We start from the raw sequence: 22,897 nt of genomic DNA, 5'->3' as shown, positions 1-22,897 counted from the left end.
ACATCATGTCTGCCTTATTCAGGTGACTATAGCACCGGGGTTCCACCTCTTCCCATTCCGAACAGAGAAGTTAAGCCCGGTCACGCCGATGGTACTGCGTAACAGTGGGAGAGTAGGTAGTCGCCGTTTTAGAGGAAAGCCTCCATGTCGAAAGATGTGGGGGCTTTTTTTGTCTTGTCCGTCCCTTGCCCGCCATCCCCCTCCTCCGCATACTGGTGGAAAAGGGAAGATAGAAAATGGAAAGTGGCGTTGGGAACGTTAGTGGGAATTTTTTGGAAATCTTTGTAATATATGTGTATGTGAATGATTAAAAGAGCTTAAAGCCAGTAATTTATATACTTTCCCCTTTTATGGTTTCATTTATTTTTTGTATCTTTACTTCAAAAAGGAGGATGATTAATATCTCCTAGAATATAAAGATTTCTTTCTCTTTATAAAAGAAAGTAGGGTTATTGTAGAACAAAATAAGAGATCAGCTGTTATTATTGTAGATTTATTAGACGACATGAAAACAACTGTAAAGACATTTTGGATTTGTTTGCTGTTGACACTTGGTTGTAGTTTCAGCAGTAATGCTGCAAACTATTCAAAGGCATTTGAAGGTGTTACTTCTGTGGCCTGTGAAGTTACAGCTTATTTGTCGTCTTATTCTTCTACATCTGACAATTTGGGAACAAGGAAATCTGTTTTATCGGATACTGAGCATTTTTGGTCTCAGGATGTTGAGTTGGGAAATAAATCAATTTCGGAAACTTACTTTTCTAATCAACAACGTCTTCGCAGAGTTCTTGAAGACGAATCTTTTCTCAAGAATATACTTTTGATGTTATCCAACCATGAAAATTTACTCGTTCAAGGTAGAACTAAATTATACTATTCAGATCAAGCCCCCTATTATGCTATAGTGGGTTGTGACTATTACATCTTTACGCTTCGGCGGATTTTGATTTAATCAATTCTTTTCATATTAATTTCCTCTCTATTGTTTCTTGATAGAAACAATTAGAAGTTGATAACCTTTTATGTACTGATTGTGCTGTTGTGAGGTTATGTGGATGAAATGCGCCCTATTGGTTCGTAAAAGGGAGTTTGTACCCCTATGTATCATTTTTTTTTAATCAATTTAATACCAACAATTAAATTTTTCATCATGGAAACTACTCAAAAAAAGTCAGCCTCTTTTAAAGGCATTAAATCCGCCGGTTGGGTAATCGTAATTTGTTTTATCATTGCCGTGCTTGTTTTTCATTTTGTGTTGGGAAATCCTTCCAACTTTATGAACAATGATCCGAACAACCATCCGTTGCCCGGTAACTTTCTTGGAACTATCTATAAAGGTGGTTTTATTGTTCCTGTTATCCAAACTCTTTTATTAACCGTTATTGCGCTCAGTATTGAACGTTACATTGCTATTCGTGCTGCTTTTGGTAAAGGATCATTAGTAAAATTTGTATCTAATATTAAAGCTGCTCTTGCTGCCGGTGATATGAAAAAAGCTCAGGAAATATGTGACAACCAACGCGGCTCTGTTGCTAATGTTGTGAATGCTACTTTGAAGAAGTATGCAGAGATGGAGAATGATACTTTACTTGCTAAAGACCAAAAACTGGTCGCTATTCAGAAAGAACTGGAAGAAGCCACTGCTTTGGAACTCCCTATGATGGAACAAAATCTTCCTATTATTGGTACAATAACCACGCTTGGTACATTGATGGGATTGCTTGGTACGGTAATTGGTATGATCCGTTCTTTTGCTGCCCTTGCTGCCGGTGGTAGTGCTGATTCTATGGCATTGTCACAGGGCATTTCTGAAGCTTTGATTAATACTGCCTTTGGTATCTTGACCGGTGCGTTGGCAGTTATCTCTTATAACTATTATACTAATAAGATTGATAAGTTGACCTATAGCCTTGACGAGGTTGGTTTCTCTATTGTGCAGACTTTTGCAGCTACTCATAAATAATTAATGATTGATAGTTGATAATTGATATTGAGTACGTAATAGCGTGATGTATCATTTTTCAATTCAATGAATTAATTTTCATTTTTCAATTAATTAAATAATCATGGGAAGAGCAAAAATAAAAAAGAAAAGTACGTTCATCGATATGACGGCGATGAGTGACGTTACTGTACTACTACTAACTTTCTTCATGCTAACTTCGACGTTTGTGAAGAAAGAACCGGTACAGGTAACTACTCCTGCCTCCGTATCTGAAATAAAAATTCCAGAAACGAATGTTCTTCAGATATTGGTCGATCCGAATGGAAAAATATTTATGAGTCTGGACAAGCAGTCTGACTTGCGCAATGTGTTGGAAGCTATGGGGCAAGAATATGGAGTAACTTTTACTCCAGAGGAAACGAAAAAATTTATGCTAGCATCCACTTTTGGGGTGCCGATGAAGAGCATGAAACAGTACCTCGCTTTGCCACAAGACCAACAAGATGCTGTGTTGAAGAATGAGGGGATACCGACTGACAGTATTGATAACCAGTTCAAAGCATGGGTACGTAATGCCCGGGCAGCGAATGGTGATTTGCGTATTGCTATTAAGGCAGATGCCAATACCCCTTATTCTGTAATAAAGAATGTAATGAACTCACTTCAGGATCTCAGGGAAAACCGATATAATCTGATTACTTCTTTGAAAACTACTTCTGAAGACTAACGAAAGGAAATATTATGGCTGAAATACAAGAAAGCGGTAATAAGAAAGGTGGAAAAAGTAAACAGAAAAAAATGACCGTCAGGGTAGATTTTACTCCGATGGTAGATATGAATATGTTGCTGATTACCTTCTTTATGCTCTGTACGTCTCTGAGTAAACCTCAGACTATGGAGATAAGCATGCCGAGTAATGATAAAAATCTCACTGAGGAGCAACAAACTAAGGTAAAGGCTTCACAGGCAATCACATTGTTACTGAGTGATGACAATAAATTGTATTATTACGAAGGAGAACCCAACTATAAAGACTATACTTCGTTGAAGGAAACGACATACGATGCGGATGGTCTGCGGGCGATGCTTCTACAACGTAATAGAGCTGCTGTGAATGAGGTGAACAGGCTTAAACAACAGAAGCTGGACCTAAAAATATCAGAGGATGATTATCGGAAACAACTTTCTGAGATTAAGAGTGGAAAAAATACGCCTACGGTGATTATTAAGGCTACTGATGCCGCATCGTATAAAAATCTGATAGATGCTCTCGATGAAATGCAGATATGTAATATAGGTAAGTATGTGATAACCGACATTGCCGATGCAGACCAGTTCTTGATAAAGAACTATAACAGCAAGGGAGAATTGTCGCAAAACATTGCCGAATAAAGTGTAACACCTAAAATTAGAAGAATATGGCTAAAGTAGATTTAAGTTCTGCGGAATGGTGTGACCTTATATTCAGTGATAAGAATAAAGCATACGGCGCCTATAAGATGCGGGAGAATTCTCCCAAGCGTCATAGTATTGCCGTGATACTGGTGATAATTATCGCTCTGATAGGTTTTAGTATTCCTACTCTGATAAAGATGGCTACTCCCAAGCAAAAGGAAGTGATGACCGAAGTGACTACCTTGTCGCAATTGGAAGAACCTGAAGTGAAACAGGAAGAGATGAAACGTGTGGAACCTGTAGCACCACCTCCCCCGGCACTGAAAAGTTCTATCAAGTTCACTGCTCCCGTTATTAAGAAAGATGCGGAAGTGAGGGATGAAGACGAGATCAAGAGTCAGACAGAATTGACTCAGACTAAAGTTGCTATTTCCATTGCCGACGTAAAAGGTAACGACGAAGAAAATGGAAAAGATATTGCCGACTTGAAACAGGTAGTGACGCAGGCACCTATAGAGGAGGAGAAAGTATTTGATATGGTAGAACAGATGCCACAGTTTCCCGGTGGTCCATCAGAACTGATGAAGTACATTGCTGATCACATGAAATACCCAACTATCGCTCAGGAGAATGGAACTCAAGGGCGTGTAACTTGTCAGTTTGTAGTAGGTTCCGATGGGAGTGTGCGCGATGTAAAAGTTCTGAGAGGAGTAGATCCTTATCTGGATAAAGAAGCGATCCGTGTGATTAAGTCCATGCCTAAATGGATACCCGGTAAGCAAAACGGTAAAGCTGTATCTGTGAAATATACAGTTCCTATTATTTTTAAATTGCAATAGTATGTGTATTATGGAAACGGTGAAACAGATTCAGGGGTTAGGTTTGTTGGTAGCATTGATACTATTGTCAGCTTGTCAACACAAGTCCAAGGATGGACAAACGGATACCTATACATCCGGTGTCATTGCCATTGCTGCAGATGAAAGCTTCCAACCTATTGTACAGGAAGAGATCGATGTGTTTGAAGGCCTGTACCCTTTGGCAGGAATTGTTCCCCGTTACGTGACGGAGGTAGAAGCCGTCAATCTTTTGCTTAAAGACAGTTTACGGCTGGTTATCACCAGCCGTAAACTGACTCTAGAGGAAATGGAGTCTTTTAATAGTCGGAAATTTTTCCCAAAAGAGATGAAGATTGCGACAGATGGTTTGGCTTTGATTGTTAATCGTGAAAACCCCGATACATTGATAAGCGTACAAGATATCCGTCGTATATTGACGGGGGAGGCTAAACAGTGGAAGGATATTTATCCGTCTTCACATTTGAAGGATATCCGTCTCGTTTTCGACAATAAGAACTCCAGTACTGTACGTTTTGCAGTGGATTCTATTTGTGAGGGTGTACCACTTTCCAATCAAGTAAAAGCATTGAAAACTAATAAAGAAGTTATCAACTATGTGGCAGACATGCCCGATGCTATCGGTATTATTGGCGTAAACTGGTTGAGCGACAAGAATGACAGCACAGGACTTTCTTTCAGCAAGGAGATTCGTGTGATGGCAGTCAGTGCTGCCGCCAAGGCAAGGCCGGAAAATAGTTATAAACCTTATCAAGCATATTTATATTATGGTGATTATCCATTGGCACGTAGCATTTATGTTCTATTGAATGATCCTCGGAGTGCACTCCCGTGGGGATTTGCTTCTTTCCTCGCTTCTGACCGAGGACAGCGGATTATATTAAAATCGGGATTAGTACCCGCCACCCAACCGGTACGTGTGGTAAATGTAAAAGATGAATAACTAAAATGAAAACTAAAATGAAACGTAGATTTATATTATGTATGGGAGCGATGTTACTGGCCGGTACACTCGCTGCACAATCGCCTGTACCCGAATGGCAGGTGGGAATAGATAAAGTAAAAAGTCTGATAAAGACAAATCCCGGACAAGCTTCTGATGAAGCGAGCGAATTATTAAAAGGGAAAAACAAAAAAAATATTGAACTTGTTATTTCCGTTGCCCGTGCTTATCTGGATGCCGGAAAACTGTCGGAAGCAACAATTTATCTGGGTATGGCGAAGAAAGTTGATAATAAAGATGCAAGAGTCTCTGTGCTCGAAGGTGATATAGCTCTCGCACAAAAGAATGTGGGAACTGCCTGCCAACTTTATGAACAAGCCATTTATTTCGATCCGAACTGTAAAGAGGCTTATTTGAAATATGCACAGGCCTATAAGACTGCAAGTCCTACACAAGCAATTGAAAAATTGAAACAGCTTAAAGGTATTGCTCCCGACTATCTGGAAGCTGATAAAGAATTGGCGGAAGTATATTATGCCAACAATCAGTTTGGTAAAGCAGTGGCTGCCTATGCACAGTTCATTGATACACCCGTTGCTACAGAAGCTGATTTGTTGAAATACGCTTTTGCTTTATTCTTGAATCATAATTTCGAAAAATCGTTGCAAGTGGCTCAAAAAGGGTTACAAAATAATAGCCGTCATGCTGCTTTTAATCGTCTCGTCATGTATAATAATACCGACTTGAAACGTTATGAAGAAGCTGAAAAGGCGGCGGATGCTTTCTTCAATGCATCGGATGATGCCGATTATTCATATTTGGACTACAGGTATTACGGTGCTTTGCTTAGTGCACTGAAAAAATATGATCAGGCTGTCATACAGTATAACAAGGCACTGGATAAAGACAATACACAAATAGAGGTATGGCGTGAGATATCTGACGCATACGAACAAGAAAATGACTATGAACAAGCTATCATTGCTTACCAAAAGTACTATAATGCTTTAAATCAAGATAAAAAGACGCCCGAAACCTTATTCCAGTTGGGACGTCTGTATTACGGACAAGGAACGTCTACAGACACCCTTGTCGTACAGCCTGCTGACCGCATGGCGGCGTTGCAGTCTGCTGACTCTGTGTTCGCACTTGTTTCAGTACAAGCTCCCGGCAGTTATCTGGGAGATTTATGGCGTGCACGTACCCACTCGGCCATGGATCCAGAAACGACGGAAGGATTGGCAAAACCTTATTATGAGAAGGTAATGGATGTGCTACTGGTAAAAAACGAGCCGAAGTATAATACAGCTCTAATAGAGTGCTACAGTTATCTGGGGTACTACTATCTACTAAAGAGTGAATATATGACTTCGAAAGAGTTTTGGAATAAAATTTTGGCTATCGACCCCACTAATGCTACTGCAAAGAAAGCATTAGACGGCATCAAATAGCAATAATTTTAGTTGTTTGTCGTGTCGGGAGGAGTGGAGAGTGATTCTTAGCTCCTCCTTTTTTTATGTCTGATAGTAAACTCTTTTCTAAATATCATTTTTTCCCGAAATCTCTTGTTATTTCAAAAAGAATATATACTTTTGCGGTGTACTATTGTACTAATACACTTAATCGATATTTAATGAGGTGTCAGATACAAGTTGAAAAAGGCCTGCATTTTGTATTCTGCCCCCTTGTTTTCTTATTAATTTAATAAAGAGAAAAGCATGTTACAAGTAGAAAACATTTCATTCAGCTATCGCCGGGGCAAGAAAGAAGTCCTGAGCGATTTTTCGCTTTCGCTGGAGAAGGGTAGGGTATATGGGCTTTTGGGGAAAAATGGAGCCGGTAAGTCTACATTACTCTATTTGATGAGCGGGTTACTCACTCCCCGCAACGGGAGGGTTACATTTTACGATACCGATGTACGTCACCGGTTACCCGTCACGTTAGAGGATATGTTCCTGGTACCTGAGGAGTTTGAATTACCTTCTATTTCATTGGTTAGTTATATCGAACTGAACAGCCCTTTCTATCCCCATTTTAGCAAAGAAGATATGATGAAGTATCTACATTTCTTTGAAATGGATTTGAGTACCGACTTGGGAGCGCTTTCCATGGGACAGAAGAAAAAAGTCTTCATGAGCTTTGCTTTGGCAACAAACACTTCGTTGTTGCTGATGGACGAACCTACTAATGGATTGGATATCCCTGGAAAAAGCCAGTTCCGTAAATTCATTGCTTCGGGCATGTCCGACGAACGTACTATTGTGATTTCTACACATCAGGTACGTGACATTGACCGGATACTGGACCATGTACTGATTATGGACAACAGCCGTGTGCTTCTGGATGAGCCGGTAGGTAACATCTGCAGTAAGTTCCTTTTTGTTGAGAGCGACGATCGTGAGCTGACTAAGACAGCGATCTACACCCTGCCTTCCGTGCAAGGCAACTTCCTGATGCTTCCGAACACTGAAAACGAAGAAACCGAAATTAATCTGGAACTGTTGTTTGGAGCTACACTAGCCGAACCTGAGAAGATTATACAAATGTTTCATCCTAAAACAATTGAACAATGATACGAGATACATTTTTTAGTATGCCGCGTTTCGTGGAACTCTGCCGCAAGGAAATGGTGGAGAACTGGAAGACCAATCTACTTCGCTTCGTATTGATGTATGGCGTGTTGGCAATTGCCTTGGTCTGGAATGCCTATTTGGAATACAGATATGCTTCCCCCGGTTCGTATGTGTCCCGTGAAAAAAGTGTTGTAGTTTTCGGATGCATAACTTTTATTTGGGGAATAGTCATCATGGGTACTCTGAGCGCATCGTTTATCATGGAACGTATGAAAACCAAAATAAATAGGGAAGCTATGTTGATGTTACCCGCCACGATGTTCGAAAAATACATCTCACGTTGGCTGATATTCACAGTCGGTGCTGTCGTCGCTTTTTTGATAGCTTATAAGTTGGCTGACTGGAGCCGGGTATTGATCTATACCATTGCTTATCCCGAAAATGATGTCATTGCCCAAGTGCCTCTCTCGCATTTGGTGGGTAAAACCGGCTATTGGACAGCTTTCAGGGATAATCAGGAATTTGTAATGGGAATTGGCGGTTATTGTTTTATTCAGTCGCTTTTTGTATTGGGTGGGGCTATCTGGCCAAAGAATGCATTTATTAAGACCTTTGCAGTAGGTGTTGCCATTACTTTGATCTATATGCTTATAGGTACACTATTGTTTCATTCATTTTTGGCGCACCGCCCCTCTGTGAACGCAGTATTCATGTCAGACGAAACAATGAAAACTTTGATGACATTCTTCTTCTTGAGTTGTGCCTTGTTTAACTGGGTGCTCGCTTATTTCCGTTTTAAAGAGTCAGAAATCATAAATCGTTGGTAAGATACTATGAACTTTAAAGAAAGTAAGGCTATCTATCTGCAAATAGCAGACCGTATCTGTGACGAAATTCTTCTTCATCAATATCGGGAAGAAGAACGCATTCCGTCGGTGCGCGAGTATGCGGCCGTGGTAGAGGTCAACGCCAATACAGTGATGCGCTCGTACGATTACTTGCAGTCACAAGGGGTGATTTACAACAAGCGGGGAATTGGTTATTTTGTGTCCGTAGGGGCAGGTACACTCATCCTTTCGTTGCGTAAAGAGTATTTTCTAAAGGAAGAAGCCGATTACTTCTTCAGGCAGATTTATACACTGGGTATTTCCGGAAAAGAACTGCTGGAAATGTATCGTGAGTTTACAGAACAACAAAAATAAAGAGACAAATTATGAAACGAACAACTTATATATTATTCGGAATGCTTTTGGCGGGAGTGGGGTTGATATTCGGCTCGATGCTGCTTCTGTCGTTCTATAGTGGTGATGTTGAGGACAGCCTTATATACGCCAAAGGCGAAAATAAAACCGTGCAGTTCCCTGAAAGTAAAGTAGTGTTGCTGACGGTAGAACCAAGACACATTTATGTAAAGAAGGGGAATGGGACAAAAGTCAGCTATAATCAGATCATTTCTTTTCGGGACACACCCTTGAAGGTGCATTCTTCAGAGACAGTTACCGGCAGTTTTACTTATCCTTCGGAGATAGACCGTTTTATGAAAATACTTACGGTGGAAGATACCGTAAGAATTTCTTTTAACTTTCCGGATGAAATCTTGACCGATAAGCAGAAAAATATGTCTACCTTGTATCTGCATGCGAAAGCCATGAGCCTACGCTTACCGGCAGCTATCCAATTACTGGAAAATAACCTTCATCAACAGGAGGTGGTTTTCGAAAATCTTCATGATGATACATTGTCCTTGATTATTAATGGCGGATGGCGACAGATGAGTTATGGGCGGATGGAAAATTGTAAGATCAACGCTTTGACTGTCCAGGGTGGTAAGTGGTTCTTTAATAAAGGTGAGGTGGAAAACCTGCATTTACATTTGGATAATATTCGTAACTGGCAAGTAAACACTGACTCATTCCATATCGATACGGAATACTTATACGGTATGGGTGAGAACAATTGTATTTTACAGAAAGGTGAGTGTCGGCAGATTGTTTGGAAACCTCAGTCGAAAAAGGCTTCGCTACAGGTTTCTTTGAAGCAAGCTGCAAGAGTGATAGTGACTGAGCCGTGATGACCAATACAGATATTAGAATGTGGATTACACGAATAGCAGAATAAATCATTAGATTCTGATAATAACAGAAAAATACAATTCTGCTTTGTGTGATCCACGTTCTCTTTTTGTATTACTCTAAAAAAAAGGTAGAAGATTGAAATTCTTCTACCTTTTTAGTTGCGGAGGCCTGACTCGAACAGACGACCTTTGGGTTATGAGCCCAACGAGCTACCAACTGCTCCACTCCGCGATGTTTTGTGGGTGCAAAGGTACAGCTTTTTTCTAAACCTGCAAATAAAATCAGCCTTATTTTTAATGATAAATGTATTTTAATGTATAAGGTGTTGATATATAGCATGGTATTCCTATATTTTTTAATATATCCTTTATATGTCAATTGTTAATAAAATGTGCATTTGTTTGTAGAATATGCGGAAATGTCTTACTTTTGCTCAAATTATTAAGCAATGTGCAATTAATCTATGGCTGTATCGAAGACAAAAGCTAAATTAGTGGATGTCGCCCGTCAATTGTTTGCGAAGATGGGCGTCGAAAATACCACGATGAACGATATCGCCCTTGCTTCTAAAAAAGGTAGAAGAACGCTTTATACCTATTTTAAAAGTAAGGAAGATATTTATATGGCTGTTGTCGAGTCGGAGTTGGACCTTCTCTCTGATATGATGAAGCGTGTTGCTGAGAAAGATATCAGGCCGGATGAAAAATTGATGGAGATGATTTATACACATTTGGATGCGGTGAAGGAGGCGGTTTTCCGTAATGGAACCCTCCGTGCCAATTTCTTTCGTGATATATGGCGTGTGGAGAAAGTGCGGAAACGCTTTGATTCCAAAGAAATCCAACTGTTTAAGAATGTATTGCGTGAAGGCTTGGAGGAAGACGTTTTCCAAATAGATGATTTGGATATGACAGCTGAAATTGTGCACTATTGCGTTAAAGGGATTGAAACACCTTACATCCGTGGACATGTAGGAGCCTATCTGGATGACAAGACGCGTGATGATTATGTGACCCGACTGGTATTGGGAGCATTAGGCGCGACAGGAAAGAAATAGAATAATATTAATCAATAACTAAAAACAGTATGGGATTATTAGATGGAAAAACAGCCATTGTAACTGGTGCTGCACGTGGCATTGGTAAGGCTATCGCTTTGAAGTTTGCTCAGGAAGGAGCTAATATCGCATTCACCGATCTGGTGATTGATGAGAATGCTGAAAACACTGCTAAGGAAATAGAAGCGTTGGGCGTGAAAGCTAAAGCGTATGCTTCAAATGCAGCTAACTTTGAAGATACCGCTAAAGTGGTGGAAGCTATTCATAACGATTTCGGACGTATCGATATCTTGGTAAACAATGCAGGTATCACCCGTGATGGTTTGATGATGCGTATGACCGAACAGCAGTGGGATATGGTTATCGGCGTGAACTTGAAATCCGCTTTTAACTTTATTCATGCTTGTACTCCCATTATGATGCGTCAGAAAGGTGGTAGTATTATCAATATGGCCTCTGTAGTGGGTGTTCATGGTAATGCAGGTCAGGCCAACTACTCTGCATCCAAAGCTGGTATGATTGCTTTGGCTAAATCTATTGCACAGGAACTCGGTTCTCGTGGTATCCGTGCCAACGCCATCGCTCCGGGCTTTATTATGACTGCTATGACCGACGCTCTTTCTGAGGAGGTAAAAGCGGAATGGTGCAAGAAAATACCTTTGCGTCGCGGCGGTACACCCGAAGACGTGGCAAATATTGCTACTTTCCTGGCTTCTGATATGTCTTCTTATGTATCAGGACAAGTTATTCAAGTAGATGGTGGTATGAATATGTAAACTATGACTGTCGTATACGAGGACAATCATATTATTATAGTCAACAAGACCGCTTCGGAGATCGTTCAGGGAGACAAAACAGGCGATACGCCACTTTCGGAAACTGTAAAGCAGTATTTGAAAGAGAAGTATCAGAAGCCAGGTAATGTCTTCATCGGTGTCACTCACCGGTTGGATCGTCCCGTAAGCGGTCTTGTTGTTTTTGCCAAAACCAGCAAAGCACTTTCGCGCCTGAATGAAATGTTCAAGAATAGTGAAGTGAGAAAAACTTATTGGGCAGTAGTGAAGAATCCGCCTCGACAACAAGAAGGGGAATTACTAAACTATTTAGTCCGTAACGAGAAACAGAATAAAAGTTACGCATACGATAAAGAGGTGGCAGGTAGTAAAAAGGCCATCTTGCATTACCGTCTCATCGGAAAGTCGCAGAACTATTATTTATTGGAAATAGATTTGAAAACCGGACGTCATCATCAGATTCGTTGCCAGTTGGCGAAGATGGGATGTCCTATCAAAGGAGATTTGAAGTATGGCTTCCCTCGTTCCAATCCGGATGGCAGTATCTGTTTGCATGCACGTTTTATCCGTTTCGTACATCCGGTATCCAGAGAGATGATAGAGGCGGAAGCGCCTGTACCTTCCGGTAATTTATGGAATGGATTTGAAACTATCTGATTTTATTTGAAACAATCTGAATAACCTTATTATAACTAACCATCAATGAAAAAAATTACGATTTTATCGGGCTTGCTACTTTTAATAGGTTTGGCAGCCCATGCACAAGAAAAGGTGACTGAGTATTATGTGCGTCCTGCTGTGGTTGTACGTACCCCTATTCAGGGTGATAGTATTAACTTTATAGGAAAAAAATTTGTATCGGACGACTTGCTGAAGACAAAAATCAGTCTTGATTTTGACAGACATTCGTATGAAACCATGTCGGCTGATACCACAGGATATGTGGCTGTAGAGAAGGCCGATAAAGACAACCTCTTTTATCTGTTTTCTACCAATCTGCGTGCAGAACGGTTTATGAAAGGTACGCTGAAAGTATACTCTCCGGCACGATTTGAAGTATTCGTAAATGGTGAGTCCAAACAGACGAAAACTACAGCCGAGGATAGTCTCTCACAAGTTCGTCCTACAGCTGTAAGCCTTCGTTTGGAACCTGAAGCTGATTATGAGATTGTTATTAAATTACTTTCTTCGGCGGATGACAAGACACAGCCGGTGTTGAAATGCGAATTTGAGAAGGAGAAAAATTTTATGGAAGTCGGTTGCCGAATACAGCCTGGTTTGCAGCGTCGTCTTTCACTCTATAATACTGCATTTGGCTCGAAAGTCTATTCTGTATCTTTATCTCCGAATGGCAAATATCTATTGACGTATTATTGGGATAACTATTCCACGAAGCGTTCACGTACTTGGCAGGAACTGACTGAAGTAAAAACCGGAAAAATTATTCATCCAAATATTCCGACTAATGCTCGTTGGATGCCTCGTAGCAATAAACTGTATTATACGGTGACTGGTGAGCGACAGAACGATTTGGTAGTGTTCGATCCGATGACGATGCGCGAAGAGGTGGCATTGAAAAATGTACCTGAGGGAGGTTTTAGTTGGTCGCCTACAGAAGATTATCTGATTTATTCTTCTAGTGATGAAGGAGAAAAAGTGAATGGCCCCTTGAAACGTCTGTTGCACCCTGACGATCGTATTCCCGGTTCTCGCAACCGTAGTTACTTGGTAAAGTATGACCCTGCTTCAGGACTTTCTGAACGTCTGACGTATGGTAGCCACAGTGTATATCTGAATGATATTTCGCTTGACGGTAAGAAATTGTTATGTTCCACAAGTAAATCCAATATCACTAAATGTCCCTTCTCACTTTCATCCATCTTTGAAATTGATCTGGCAACATTAAAAGTTGATACTCTTGTTTCTTGGGAACCATATGCTGGTGGGGCCTCCTATTCTCCAGACGGTAAACAACTGCTGTTGACCGCTAGCCCTTCTGCATTCAACGGTATAGGTAAGAACTGTGCGCCACATCCCATTGCCAATGACTTTGACACCCAAGCTTTCATCATGGATTTGGCAACAAGAAATATCGATCCTATCACCCGTGATTTTAATCCCACGGTAAACTTCCTTGAATGGAACCGTACAGACGGTTGTATTTACTTTAATACCACTGACGAAGACTGTCGTCATATTTACCGTTATACTCCGAAGACGAGGCGTTTCGAGATGTTGCCATTGAAGGAAGATGTCATTAGCTCTTTCACGTTGGCAGAAGATAACCCGTTGATAGCAGCATACGTTGGTGGAGGTAATACCAGTAGCGGTGTAGCTTACATGTATGATGGAAAGAAGAAAATTTCTACCCTGATTGCCAATCCGATGAAAGAGACGTTGGATAAAATTGAATTGGGAAAGATGGAAGAATGGAACTTTATCGCTGCTGACGGTACGCAGATAAAGGGTATGATTTGTTTGCCCCCTTCATTCGACCCCAATAAGAAATACCCACTCATCGTTTACTACTATGGTGGAACAACGCCTACTACGCGTGGTATCACTTCTCCTTACTGTGCACAACTGTTTGCTTCGCGTGACTATGTGGTCTATGTAATTCAGCCCAGTGGAGCCATCGGATATGGTCAAGAGTTCTCCGCCCGTCATGTCAATGCTTGGGGCGAACGTACAGCTGATGAGATAATTGAAGGAACGAAGAAATTCTGCGTCGCCCATCCGTTTGTTGATGCGAAACGCATCGGTTGTATCGGAGCGTCCTATGGTGGTTTCATGACCCAATATCTACAGACGAAAACCGATATCTTTGCCGCTGCCGTTTCACATGCCGGTATCAGTAATGTTACGAGTTATTGGGGTGAAGGTTACTGGGGATATTCCTACAATGCTGTTGCTGCTGCTGAAAGTTATCCGTGGAACAATCTAGATTTGTTCACTAAGCATGGTTCTCTGTTTAATGCTGATAAGATCAAAACTCCTTTGTTGTTGCTGCACGGTACAGTAGATACTAATGTACCTATTGGTGAAAGTATTCAGTTGTACAACGCTCTGAAGATATTAGGTAAAACCGTTGAATTTATTACGGTAGATGGAGAAAATCACTTTATTAGTGATTATCCTAAACGTGAATTGTGGCATAATTCCATTATGGCATGGTTTGCACGTTGGTTACAGGACAGCCCGGCATGGTGGAATGATCTCTATCCGGAACGACACTGGTAAAATAATAATGTGATAAAATATCAGTTTGTCACTCTACACATTATTATCCCACCATTATAGCATAAAAAAGCCTTTCCCCGGAATAGACAAGTAGGGAAAGGCTTTTTGTTGTGCGCTTACTATTATTCGGCCACTTTTGTTGTGTCTTGGACGCTCTTGGCCTTCTGCAAAGTATCTGTGATTACAGTGTCGTTAGACAATGTTGTTGTCTTACTTGGCTGTTCTACCGGAGCCTTTGCTTGGGCCAAGAACGATCCTCCACAAACAAACATAAACAGGGCTGCTACTAATACTAACTTTTTCATAATTCATTTGCTTTTTTATACGATTGATATATAATGATAGTTCGGTTTAAGTGTCTTGTTTGTTTAGGAAGCTTGACGCTTACATTTTATATGTATCAAATGATGTGCCAAAATAAATGGTAAATTGGCAAGGCGTTGAAATATAGTATGTTGCCGGTATATGTGGGCTGTGGTAATCTGTGGAAATCTGTGGAAAGTGTGGAGGTGGGTGTAGAATTATTCTACATTTATAGCTCTATCCCGTAAAGTTTAAGCTTATTATACAATGTTTTCCTGTCTATGCCAAGCAGTTGGGCGGCACGGCTTTTGTTATATCCGGTTTGTTTCAGCGCTTCAATAATCTGTTGCTTTTCGGCTTCTTCATTTCGAAGCGGCATACCGATATGTGCAGGAATTTGGTTCTGTAACTCACTTAACTCATTTAGCGTGATGAAATTATCTTGAGCCAACAATGTGGCACGGCGGATAATGTTCTTCATTTGCCGTAAGTTTCCCGGCCATTGATATTCCAATAATGTTCTGGAAGCTTTTTCATCAAAGCCGATAAGATGTTTGTCGAGTTCGCGATTTGCCTGGTCGAGGAAGAAATTGGCAAAGAGAAGAATATCTTCGCGGCGATCTTTTAGTTGAGGCATACGCAGTGTAAATTCGTTGATCCGGTGGAACAGGTCCTCACGGAATATTCCCTTTTCAATGGCTTGCTCTAAATTTTCGTTGGTGGCGGATATCAACCGCACATCCACCTGTATTTCCTTGTTAGAACCTACCGGACGTATTTTACGCTCTTGTAATGCACGGAGTAATTGTATCTGTACTTCGTAACTGAGATTTCCTATTTCGTCTAGAAAGATGGTACCCCCATTGGCTGCAACAAAAGCACCTGTCTTATCAGTCAATGCCCCTGTGAAAGCCCCTTTCACGTGGCCGAAGAATTCGGAAGCGGCAAGTTCCTTAGGGATGGAGCCGCAATCAATAGCAACAAACGGCTGATTGGCACGTTTGCTGAGTTGATGGATACGGTGAGCCACATATTCTTTACCCGTACCACTAGCTCCGTTGATGAGTACAGACATATTGGTAGGGGAAACAAGTTTTACATAATTATAAAGCTGTTTGGCGGCATCGCTCTCTCCTTCGAGGAAATCGGATGATAAAGAAACACTTTTTGTGTCTTTCCGAGGTTGGCTTTTGGTTTCATCGAGATGCATGGCATGTTTAGACGCATCAGACGATACATTCAGTGCTTCGGCTATTTTCTTTAACAGCTCGTCGGGATTTACCGGCTTGGCAACATAATCGCAAGCTCCAAGTTTCATAGCTTGTACGGCCGATTGTATATCGGCATACCCCGTCATTATGATGAGCGGTATGGTCAGCTTTTGTATCCCTAGCCATTTCAGTAGGTCGATACCGTCTTTATCCGGTAATCGTAAATCAGACAATATCAGATCTACGCTCTCAGACTCTATATATTTCTGAGCGCGGCCGATACTGCTGACAGAATTGACTTGGAAACCTTTCTTTCCAAGCCATGTTTTCAGCATCATGCCATATGTGATGTCATCTTCTACGATTAGTATGGATTTCATAGCCTTTGCTTTTTATCTCTTTTATGATACAAAGGTAAATCCTTTTGTTCGATTTTAGTATATTTGCAAACTTAAATTAAACAAAAAGGAAGTATGAAAAGAAATCTCATTGTATTATTAACTATACTGCTTTGTGGACTTACTGCTTGCAAATCAGGTCAAAAGAAAGACGGAAATATGGAAAAAGAAACGAAGTTGAAAATTGAGACAAGTGCGGGTGATATTATCGTAAAACTGTATAACGAAACGCCGAAACACCGTGATAATTTCATCAAATTGGCAGAGGACGGCACGTATGAAGGTACGCTGTTTCATCGGGTTATTAAAGACTTTATGATACAAGCCGGTGATCCTGAATCAAAAAATGCTCCCAAGGGCAAGATGTTGGGGGCAGGTGATGTGGGTTACACCATTCCTGCCGAGTTTGTTTATCCCAAGTACTTCCACAAGAAAGGAGCTTTGTCGGCAGCCCGCCAGGGAGATAACGTAAACCCCCAGAAAGAATCTTCCGGTTGCCAGTTCTATATCGTTACCGGAAAGGTATACAACGATTCTACTCTTTTGGGTATGGAACAACAGATGAATCAGATGCGTTTGAATAATGCTTTTAATACGTTGGCGCAAAAATATACAAAAGAGATTTATAAGATGCGTAAGGCAGGTGATCAGGATGGATTAATGAATTTGCAGGATACACTGATTGCGCAGGCGGAAGAGCAAGTTGCCAATGAGCCTGAGTTTCGTTTTACGCCGGAGCAAGTAAAGGCATATACCACGGTAGGAGGTACTCCGCATCTGGATGGCGAATATACCGTGTTTGGTGAAGTACTGGAAGGGATGGATATCGTGGATAAAATCCAGCGGGTGAAGACCGATCGCAGTGACCGTCCTGAAGACGATGTGAAAATTATAAAAGTTGAAGTATTGGACTGATATTAGCATCTGTCATTCTGTATTTATCTTTTTGTGTTTGTCATTCTGAGCGAAGTTGAAGAAAATCTATGTTATGGAGAGTGGATTTTTCGGTTTCGCTCAGAATGACAGATACTATCTGTGATAATGAAAATAAATAAACTGCGTTTTAATAACGGTTTGCGTCTTGTTCATAATGAGGATACCAGTACGCAAATGGTGGCATTGAATGTTGTCTATGACGTGGGCGCTCGTGACGAGCATCCCGAGCATACCGGATTTGCCCATCTGTTTGAGCACCTTATGTTCGGAGGATCGGTGAATGTTCCCGATTATGATACTCCCTTGCAACTGGCGGGAGGTGAAAATAATGCTTGGACAAACAATGATATTACCAATTACTACCTCACCGTTCCCAGACCGAATGTAGAAACCGGTTTCTGGCTGGAATCAGACCGGATGTTGGGGTTGGCATTTAGTGAACAGAGCCTGGAAGTGCAACGTGGTGTTGTGATGGAAGAGTTCAAACAGCGTTGTTTGAATCAGCCTTATGGAGATGTAGGGCATCTATTGCGCCCGTTGGCATATAAAGTCCATCCCTATCGTTGGCCCACTATCGGTAAGGAGTTGTCTCATATTTCACAGGCTACGTTGGATGAAGTGAAATCTTTCTTCTATCGTTTTTATGCGCCTAATAATGCCGTATTGGCCGTCACTGGAAACATTTCGTGGGAAGAAACTGTTAGATTGACGGAGAAATGGTTTGCACCCATTCCCCATAGGGAAGTTCCCGTAAGACGGTTGCCACAGGAACCTCTACAAACAGAAGAACGCCGGCTGGAGGTGGAACGTAATGTACCGCTTGATGCATTGTTTATGGTTTATCACATGTGTAGTCGGGATGATGCCGATTATTATGCATTCGATATCCTGTCGGATATTCTCAGCAATGGGCGTTCCAGCCGTTTAAATCGTAAATTGGTGCAGGAGGAGAAACTGTTTTCCAATATTGATGCATATATCAGTGGCACACGGGATGCAGGATTGATACATATAAGCGGTAAACCTTCGGCAGGTGTATCGTTAGAACAGGCTGAGACGGCTATCCGTAGGGAATTGGATACGTTGAAGCAATCGCTCGTCGGTGAACAGGAACTTGAAAAAGTCAAGAACAAATTTGAGTCTACCCAGATATTCGGTAACATCAACTATTTGAATGTTGCTACTAATCTTGCCTGGTTTGAACTGACCGGCCAAGCGGAAGATATTAGTTTGGAGGTGGAACGTAACCGTTCTGTAACCGCAGAACAGTTGCGCATTGTTGCTCAAAAAACTTTCCGGGAAGAGAACAGTGCGGTGTTGTATTACAAAAAAAGGAACTAAATTCCCATTTACCAGTTCGTCAATTATGAAACATTTTATCGACCAATACAAGCAGCATTACAAAGCTTTGATCCTTCTTGGTTTTCCTATAATTATCGGACAAGTAGGTGTCATTGTACTGGGGTTTGCAGATACGCTGATGATAGGGCATCACAGTACTGCAGAACTCGGAGCTGCCTCTTTTGTAAATAATATATTTACGCTTTGTATCATTTTCAGTACTGGCTTTAGTTACGGATTGACCCCGATCGTGGGCAGCCTCTACGGTAATCGTCATTTTGCAGAAGCGGGACAAGCGCTGCGATGCAGTCTTGTGGCAAATGTGCTCGTTTCTTTATTGCTGACGTTTATCATGACGATCGTTTACTTCAACGTAGATCGTCTGGGACAACCGGAAGAGTTGATGCCACTCATAAAACCCTATTATCTGGCCTTGCTTGCCTCGCTTGTCTTTGTAATGCTTTTCAATGGTTTCAAACAATTCACAGATGGCATCACTGATACTAAAACCGCTATGTGGATCTTGCTGGGTGGAAATGCGCTCAACATTATCGGAAATTACATTCTTATCAACGGTAAGTTGGGCTTGCCCGAGCTTGGTCTGTTGGGAGCCGGTATCAGTACGTTGTTTTCACGTATTGTGATGGTGATTGTCTTTGCGATAATTGTACTTCGCAGCCGTCGTTTCTTACGTTACCGGATAGGTTTCTCCCGTTTAGGATGGTCGGGCAAAGTATTTAGGCAACTGAATGCGCTCGGATGGCCTGTCGGCTTGCAAATGGGTATGGAAACAGCTTCTTTCAGTCTTAGCACCATTATGGTGGGGTGGTTGGGCACGATTGCTCTGGCTTCACATCAAATTATGCTGACTATCTCGCAATTTACTTTTATGATGTTCTATGGAATGGGAGCGGCAGTTGCCGTGCGCGTCAGTAACTTCAAGGGACAGAACGATATGGAGAATGTCCGCCGTTCCGCTTATGCGGGTTTTCATCTGATTTTGTGTATGGAAGTGGTGTTGCTTTCCATTGTATTTTCCCTGCGCGGACAAGTGGGCGGCTGGTTTACGGATAGTACGGAAGTAGCCACAATGGTGTCCACTCTGTTTTTTCCGTTCTTGATTTATCAGTTTGGCGACGGCTTGCAAATCAACTTTGCCAATGCCCTGCGCGGCATATCCGATGTGAAACCGATGATGTTCATTGCATTTATTTCGTATTTTATTATATCTTTGCCTGTGGGATATCTCTGCGGGTTTATCTTCAATTGGGGATTGGTCGGTGTCTGGATGGCATTCCCGTTTGGACTGACAAGCGCAGGATTGATGCTATGGCTGCGGTTCAGGTATAAAACGAGAAATGAATAGTGTATCTAAAGTTAAGATAACCGTTGGATATACTTTATTACTGGCGGTGTTGCTTTTTTTCCTGTTTTTCGTACACAGGGAAATGGAAAATCTTATGCTCTCAGATAATCGGGATGTCCAGTGGACAGACAGCCTGATTGCTTTACTGCGTGAGAAAGACACGAATACCATCCGTATGTTGCGTACGCTGAGCGAGGCGAATGACAGTATGGTATCTTCCCGTGAGATAGAGAATATTATAGCTACACAAGACTCGGTGATAACCCAGCAACGTGTACAACGCCGTATCATAACCCATCGCGATACCGTGGTGACCAAACCTAAGAAGAAAGGTTTTTTCCGTCGTTTGGGTGAAGTATTTGTACCTCCCAAAAAAGATACGGCCATTCAGGTAAAGACTTCTCTTGAGTTTGCGACAGATACGGTTCTCGATATTTATAATCCTGTAGACTCTCTACATGAGAAATTGCGTGCTGTGGCGCAACAAAAAAAAACGGAAAGTACAGTTGTTCAACGTCGTAAACGTAACTTGCAACGTGTTAACCATCTGCTCACAGCGCGTATTGATAGCCTTTTGAAAGACTATGAAAAAGAAACTCTGCAACAGGCACGCGAGGAGGCAGATTATCAGCAGGCTATCCGTCGGCATTCTGCCAAGATAATTGCTGGCATTGCAGCGGGAGCTGTCTTGATTGCCGTTCTGTTTTTGATATTGAGTGTACGGGATATCTCTCGCAGTAACCGCTATCGTCGTGAGTTGGAAGAAGCTCGCCGCCGTGCCGAAGATTTGTTGGCTACGCGTGAAAAACTGATGCTTGCCATTACCCATGACTTCAAGGCACCACTCGGGTCCATCATGGGATATGCCGATTTACTTGCACGCCTTACGGTTGATGAACGGCAGCGTTTCTATCTCGATAATATGAAGACCTCTTCGGAGCATCTGTTGAAACTAGTTGTCGATTTACTCGATTTTCATCGTCTTGACCTGCATAAGGCTGAGATTAACCGGGTAACTTTTTATCCGGCACGCCTGCTCGAAGAAATACGTGTCAGCTTCGAACCGCTGACGTCGGCAAAAGGATTGGCTCTGTACTGTGATATATCTTCCGGGTTGGAAACTACTTATATCAGTGACCCGCTTCGCTTGCGGCAAATCATCAACAATCTGCTATCCAATGCCGTGAAGTTTACTTCGCAGGGTAGCATTACGTTGACGGCTCATTACGAAAGCCGGAAACTTGTGATTTCTATTACCGATACAGGTAAAGGTATGGATACAGCCGACTGTGAACGTATCTTCCAGGAATTTACACGTTTACCGGGAGCGCAAGGAGAAGAAGGCTTCGGTTTGGGACTTTCTATCGTACGGATGTTGGTACAATTGCTTGAAGGAACAATTGAGGTAGAAAGTGAACTGGGAAAAGGAAGTACCTTCACTCTTCGTATCCCCATTTATCCGGTTACGATAGATATGAAGGAAACCATTGAAACTACTGAAACTTCTTCTGTGCAGAAAGGAAAAATCGCTCCCTTGCACGTTCTGCTGATCGACGATGACCGTATCCAGTTGACGCTTACCGCCGCCATGCTTTCACAGCAGGGTATCACCTCTGTTTGTTGCCTGCAAATGGACGAACTACTGGATGCTTTACGTTCAGCTCATTTTGATGTCCTTCTTACAGACGTACAAATGCCTGCCATTAATGGCTTCGATCTTTTGAAGTTGTTGCGTGCTTCAAATATTTCTCAAGCGCAAACTATTCCCATAATAGCCGTTACTGCCCGTAGCGATATGAAGTCGGAAGAGTTTATAGCCCACGGCTTTGCCGGTTGTTTGCATAAGCCCTTCACGGTAACTGAGCTGCTTCAAGAATTGAAGGTAGAGGTTGGTGGTGCTTTGCAGGAAGATGCCTCGCTGAGTGAAAAATTATCGGATAACATTTCTGTTTCTTCATCTCCGAACCTCTCTTATAATTTTTCGGCTCTTACTGCTTTTTCCGGTGATGATGCCGGAGCGGCAAAGTCTATTCTTGAAAGCTTCGTTTCCGAAACCCGTCTCAATGCCGAACGTTTGCAAAAAGCGGTAGATGCCGCGGATATGGATGAAGTCGCCGCCATTTCGCATAAGATGATACCTCTTTTTGTTCTGATTGGTGCTACGGAGTTGGTGGAACAGCTTAAAATCCTGGAAATTTCACGTGGTACTCCTTTTACTGAGGAACAGAAAAAGAGGGTGTTTCATTCGCTTGCCCTTATCGAAGATATTGTTCATTCTTTGCCTGTCTGAGCGTCAATCGTTGCCACTTTATTGGCACTGCTTTGCCTGTTTATTGGCATAACTGTGCCAAATAAGTGGCAAAGTCGTGCCAATTAGGTGGCACAAACTATGCTTATTATATAATTGGTTTTACCTGTTTGAGGAGTTTCTGTGGGATGCGGAATGGAGAAAGAGAGAGGATC

Annotated in this window: 21 protein-coding genes, 1 tRNA gene and 1 rRNA gene; 20 read left to right on the top strand and 3 right to left on the bottom strand. The window is 41.8% G+C overall.

What is annotated here, in order from left to right:
• The first annotated feature begins 18 nt into the window (after positions 1 to 18).
• The 12 genes from rrf to C1A09_RS15510 all read left to right on the top strand — a co-directional run bounded on the left by rrf (position 19) and on the right by C1A09_RS15510 (position 9,784).
• Positions 19 to 129 (top strand): 5S ribosomal RNA (gene rrf, locus C1A09_RS15565).
• A 376-nt stretch (positions 130 to 505) separates the two neighbouring features.
• Complete coding sequence (locus C1A09_RS15560) at positions 506 to 952, top strand: DUF8440 family protein (protein WP_101546075.1); 447 nt, start codon at positions 506 to 508, stop codon at positions 950 to 952.
• Positions 953 to 1,150: 198 nt separating this feature from the next.
• Positions 1,151 to 1,963, top strand: coding sequence for a MotA/TolQ/ExbB proton channel family protein (locus C1A09_RS15555; RefSeq protein WP_101546073.1), 813 nt, complete (start codon positions 1,151 to 1,153; stop codon positions 1,961 to 1,963).
• Between the two features lie 103 nt (positions 1,964 to 2,066).
• Positions 2,067 to 2,672: an ExbD/TolR family protein gene (locus C1A09_RS15550; protein WP_101546071.1), complete on the top strand. Its 606-nt coding sequence runs from the start codon at positions 2,067 to 2,069 to the stop codon at positions 2,670 to 2,672.
• Between the two features lie 14 nt (positions 2,673 to 2,686).
• Positions 2,687 to 3,337 (top strand): ExbD/TolR family protein, encoded by a 651-nt coding sequence (locus tag C1A09_RS15545; protein WP_180949236.1) that lies wholly within the window; start codon positions 2,687 to 2,689, stop codon positions 3,335 to 3,337.
• 26 nt (positions 3,338 to 3,363) lie between these two features.
• Positions 3,364 to 4,179 (top strand): energy transducer TonB, encoded by an 816-nt coding sequence (locus tag C1A09_RS15540; protein WP_101546067.1) that lies wholly within the window; start codon positions 3,364 to 3,366, stop codon positions 4,177 to 4,179.
• Between the two features lie 10 nt (positions 4,180 to 4,189).
• Positions 4,190 to 5,140: a PstS family phosphate ABC transporter substrate-binding protein gene (locus C1A09_RS15535; protein ID WP_101546089.1), complete on the top strand. Its 951-nt coding sequence runs from the start codon at positions 4,190 to 4,192 to the stop codon at positions 5,138 to 5,140.
• Between the two features lie 5 nt (positions 5,141 to 5,145).
• Positions 5,146 to 6,591: a tetratricopeptide repeat protein gene (locus C1A09_RS15530; RefSeq protein ID WP_101546065.1), complete on the top strand. Its 1,446-nt coding sequence runs from the start codon at positions 5,146 to 5,148 to the stop codon at positions 6,589 to 6,591.
• A 267-nt stretch (positions 6,592 to 6,858) separates the two neighbouring features.
• Positions 6,859 to 7,713 carry an ABC transporter ATP-binding protein gene (locus C1A09_RS15525; protein WP_101546063.1) on the top strand — a complete coding sequence of 285 codons (855 nt, stop codon included), beginning with the start codon at positions 6,859 to 6,861 and terminating at the stop codon, positions 7,711 to 7,713.
• Positions 7,710 to 8,540, top strand: coding sequence for a hypothetical protein (locus C1A09_RS15520; RefSeq protein ID WP_101546061.1), 831 nt, complete (start codon positions 7,710 to 7,712; stop codon positions 8,538 to 8,540). Before C1A09_RS15525 ends, C1A09_RS15520 begins: the two co-directional genes overlap by 4 nt.
• 6 nt (positions 8,541 to 8,546) lie before the next feature.
• Positions 8,547 to 8,915 carry a GntR family transcriptional regulator gene (locus C1A09_RS15515; protein ID WP_101546059.1) on the top strand — a complete coding sequence of 123 codons (369 nt, stop codon included), beginning with the start codon at positions 8,547 to 8,549 and terminating at the stop codon, positions 8,913 to 8,915.
• 11 nt (positions 8,916 to 8,926) lie between these two features.
• The gene (locus C1A09_RS15510) at positions 8,927 to 9,784 is read left to right on the top strand and encodes a hypothetical protein (RefSeq protein ID WP_101546057.1); all 858 of its coding nucleotides are present in this window, start codon (positions 8,927 to 8,929) and stop codon (positions 9,782 to 9,784) included.
• 162 nt (positions 9,785 to 9,946) lie between these two features.
• On the opposite strand, the gene C1A09_RS15505 is transcribed toward C1A09_RS15510, so the two are convergent.
• A tRNA-Met gene (locus C1A09_RS15505) sits at positions 9,947 to 10,019 on the bottom strand.
• A gap of 232 nt (positions 10,020 to 10,251) precedes the next feature.
• Here C1A09_RS15505 and C1A09_RS15500 point away from each other — a divergent pair.
• The 4 genes from C1A09_RS15500 to C1A09_RS15485 are packed head-to-tail and all read left to right on the top strand — an operon-like array spanning position 10,252 to position 14,879.
• Positions 10,252 to 10,845, top strand: coding sequence for a TetR/AcrR family transcriptional regulator (locus C1A09_RS15500; protein ID WP_101546054.1), 594 nt, complete (start codon positions 10,252 to 10,254; stop codon positions 10,843 to 10,845).
• Positions 10,846 to 10,874: 29 nt separating this feature from the next.
• The gene (gene fabG, locus C1A09_RS15495; RefSeq protein WP_101546052.1) at positions 10,875 to 11,621 is read left to right on the top strand and encodes a 3-oxoacyl-[acyl-carrier-protein] reductase; all 747 of its coding nucleotides are present in this window, start codon (positions 10,875 to 10,877) and stop codon (positions 11,619 to 11,621) included.
• Between the two features lie 3 nt (positions 11,622 to 11,624).
• Positions 11,625 to 12,296, top strand: a complete 672-nt coding sequence (locus tag C1A09_RS15490) for an RluA family pseudouridine synthase (protein WP_101546050.1) — start codon at positions 11,625 to 11,627, stop codon at positions 12,294 to 12,296.
• A 45-nt stretch (positions 12,297 to 12,341) separates the two neighbouring features.
• The gene (locus C1A09_RS15485) at positions 12,342 to 14,879 is read left to right on the top strand and encodes a prolyl oligopeptidase family serine peptidase (protein WP_101546048.1); all 2,538 of its coding nucleotides are present in this window, start codon (positions 12,342 to 12,344) and stop codon (positions 14,877 to 14,879) included.
• A 122-nt stretch (positions 14,880 to 15,001) separates the two neighbouring features.
• Here the strand turns inward: C1A09_RS15485 and C1A09_RS15480 are convergent, their stop codons facing one another.
• Together C1A09_RS15480 and C1A09_RS15475 are read right to left on the bottom strand one after the other, a co-directional pair.
• Complete coding sequence (locus C1A09_RS15480) at positions 15,002 to 15,184, bottom strand: hypothetical protein (RefSeq protein ID WP_101546046.1); 183 nt, start codon at positions 15,182 to 15,184, stop codon at positions 15,002 to 15,004.
• A 227-nt stretch (positions 15,185 to 15,411) separates the two neighbouring features.
• On the bottom strand, positions 15,412 to 16,773 hold the full coding sequence (locus tag C1A09_RS15475) for a sigma-54-dependent transcriptional regulator (RefSeq protein WP_101546044.1): 1,362 nt from the start codon (positions 16,771 to 16,773) through the stop codon (positions 15,412 to 15,414).
• A 93-nt stretch (positions 16,774 to 16,866) separates the two neighbouring features.
• Here C1A09_RS15475 and C1A09_RS15470 point away from each other — a divergent pair, with 93 nt between their 5' ends.
• From C1A09_RS15470 to C1A09_RS15455, 4 genes are all read left to right on the top strand, one after another.
• Positions 16,867 to 17,706: a peptidylprolyl isomerase gene (locus tag C1A09_RS15470; protein ID WP_101546042.1), complete on the top strand. Its 840-nt coding sequence runs from the start codon at positions 16,867 to 16,869 to the stop codon at positions 17,704 to 17,706.
• A 126-nt stretch (positions 17,707 to 17,832) separates the two neighbouring features.
• Entirely contained in the window at positions 17,833 to 19,068 is a 1,236-nt protein-coding gene (locus tag C1A09_RS15465; protein ID WP_101546040.1) for a M16 family metallopeptidase, read from the top strand.
• A 25-nt stretch (positions 19,069 to 19,093) separates the two neighbouring features.
• Complete coding sequence (locus tag C1A09_RS15460; RefSeq protein WP_101546038.1) at positions 19,094 to 20,434, top strand: MATE family efflux transporter; 1,341 nt, start codon at positions 19,094 to 19,096, stop codon at positions 20,432 to 20,434.
• Positions 20,427 to 22,724 (top strand): hybrid sensor histidine kinase/response regulator, encoded by a 2,298-nt coding sequence (locus tag C1A09_RS15455; protein ID WP_101546035.1) that lies wholly within the window; start codon positions 20,427 to 20,429, stop codon positions 22,722 to 22,724. The genes C1A09_RS15460 and C1A09_RS15455 overlap by 8 nt, the downstream gene beginning before the upstream one ends.
• The last annotated feature ends 173 nt before the right edge of the window (positions 22,725 to 22,897 follow it).

This window comes from Bacteroides cutis, from assembly GCF_900241005.1.
Classification (GTDB): domain Bacteria; phylum Bacteroidota; class Bacteroidia; order Bacteroidales; family Bacteroidaceae; genus Bacteroides; species Bacteroides cutis.
The sequence above is the reverse complement of the archived record's forward strand: the minus strand, read 5'-3'. Positions and strand labels throughout refer to the sequence as shown.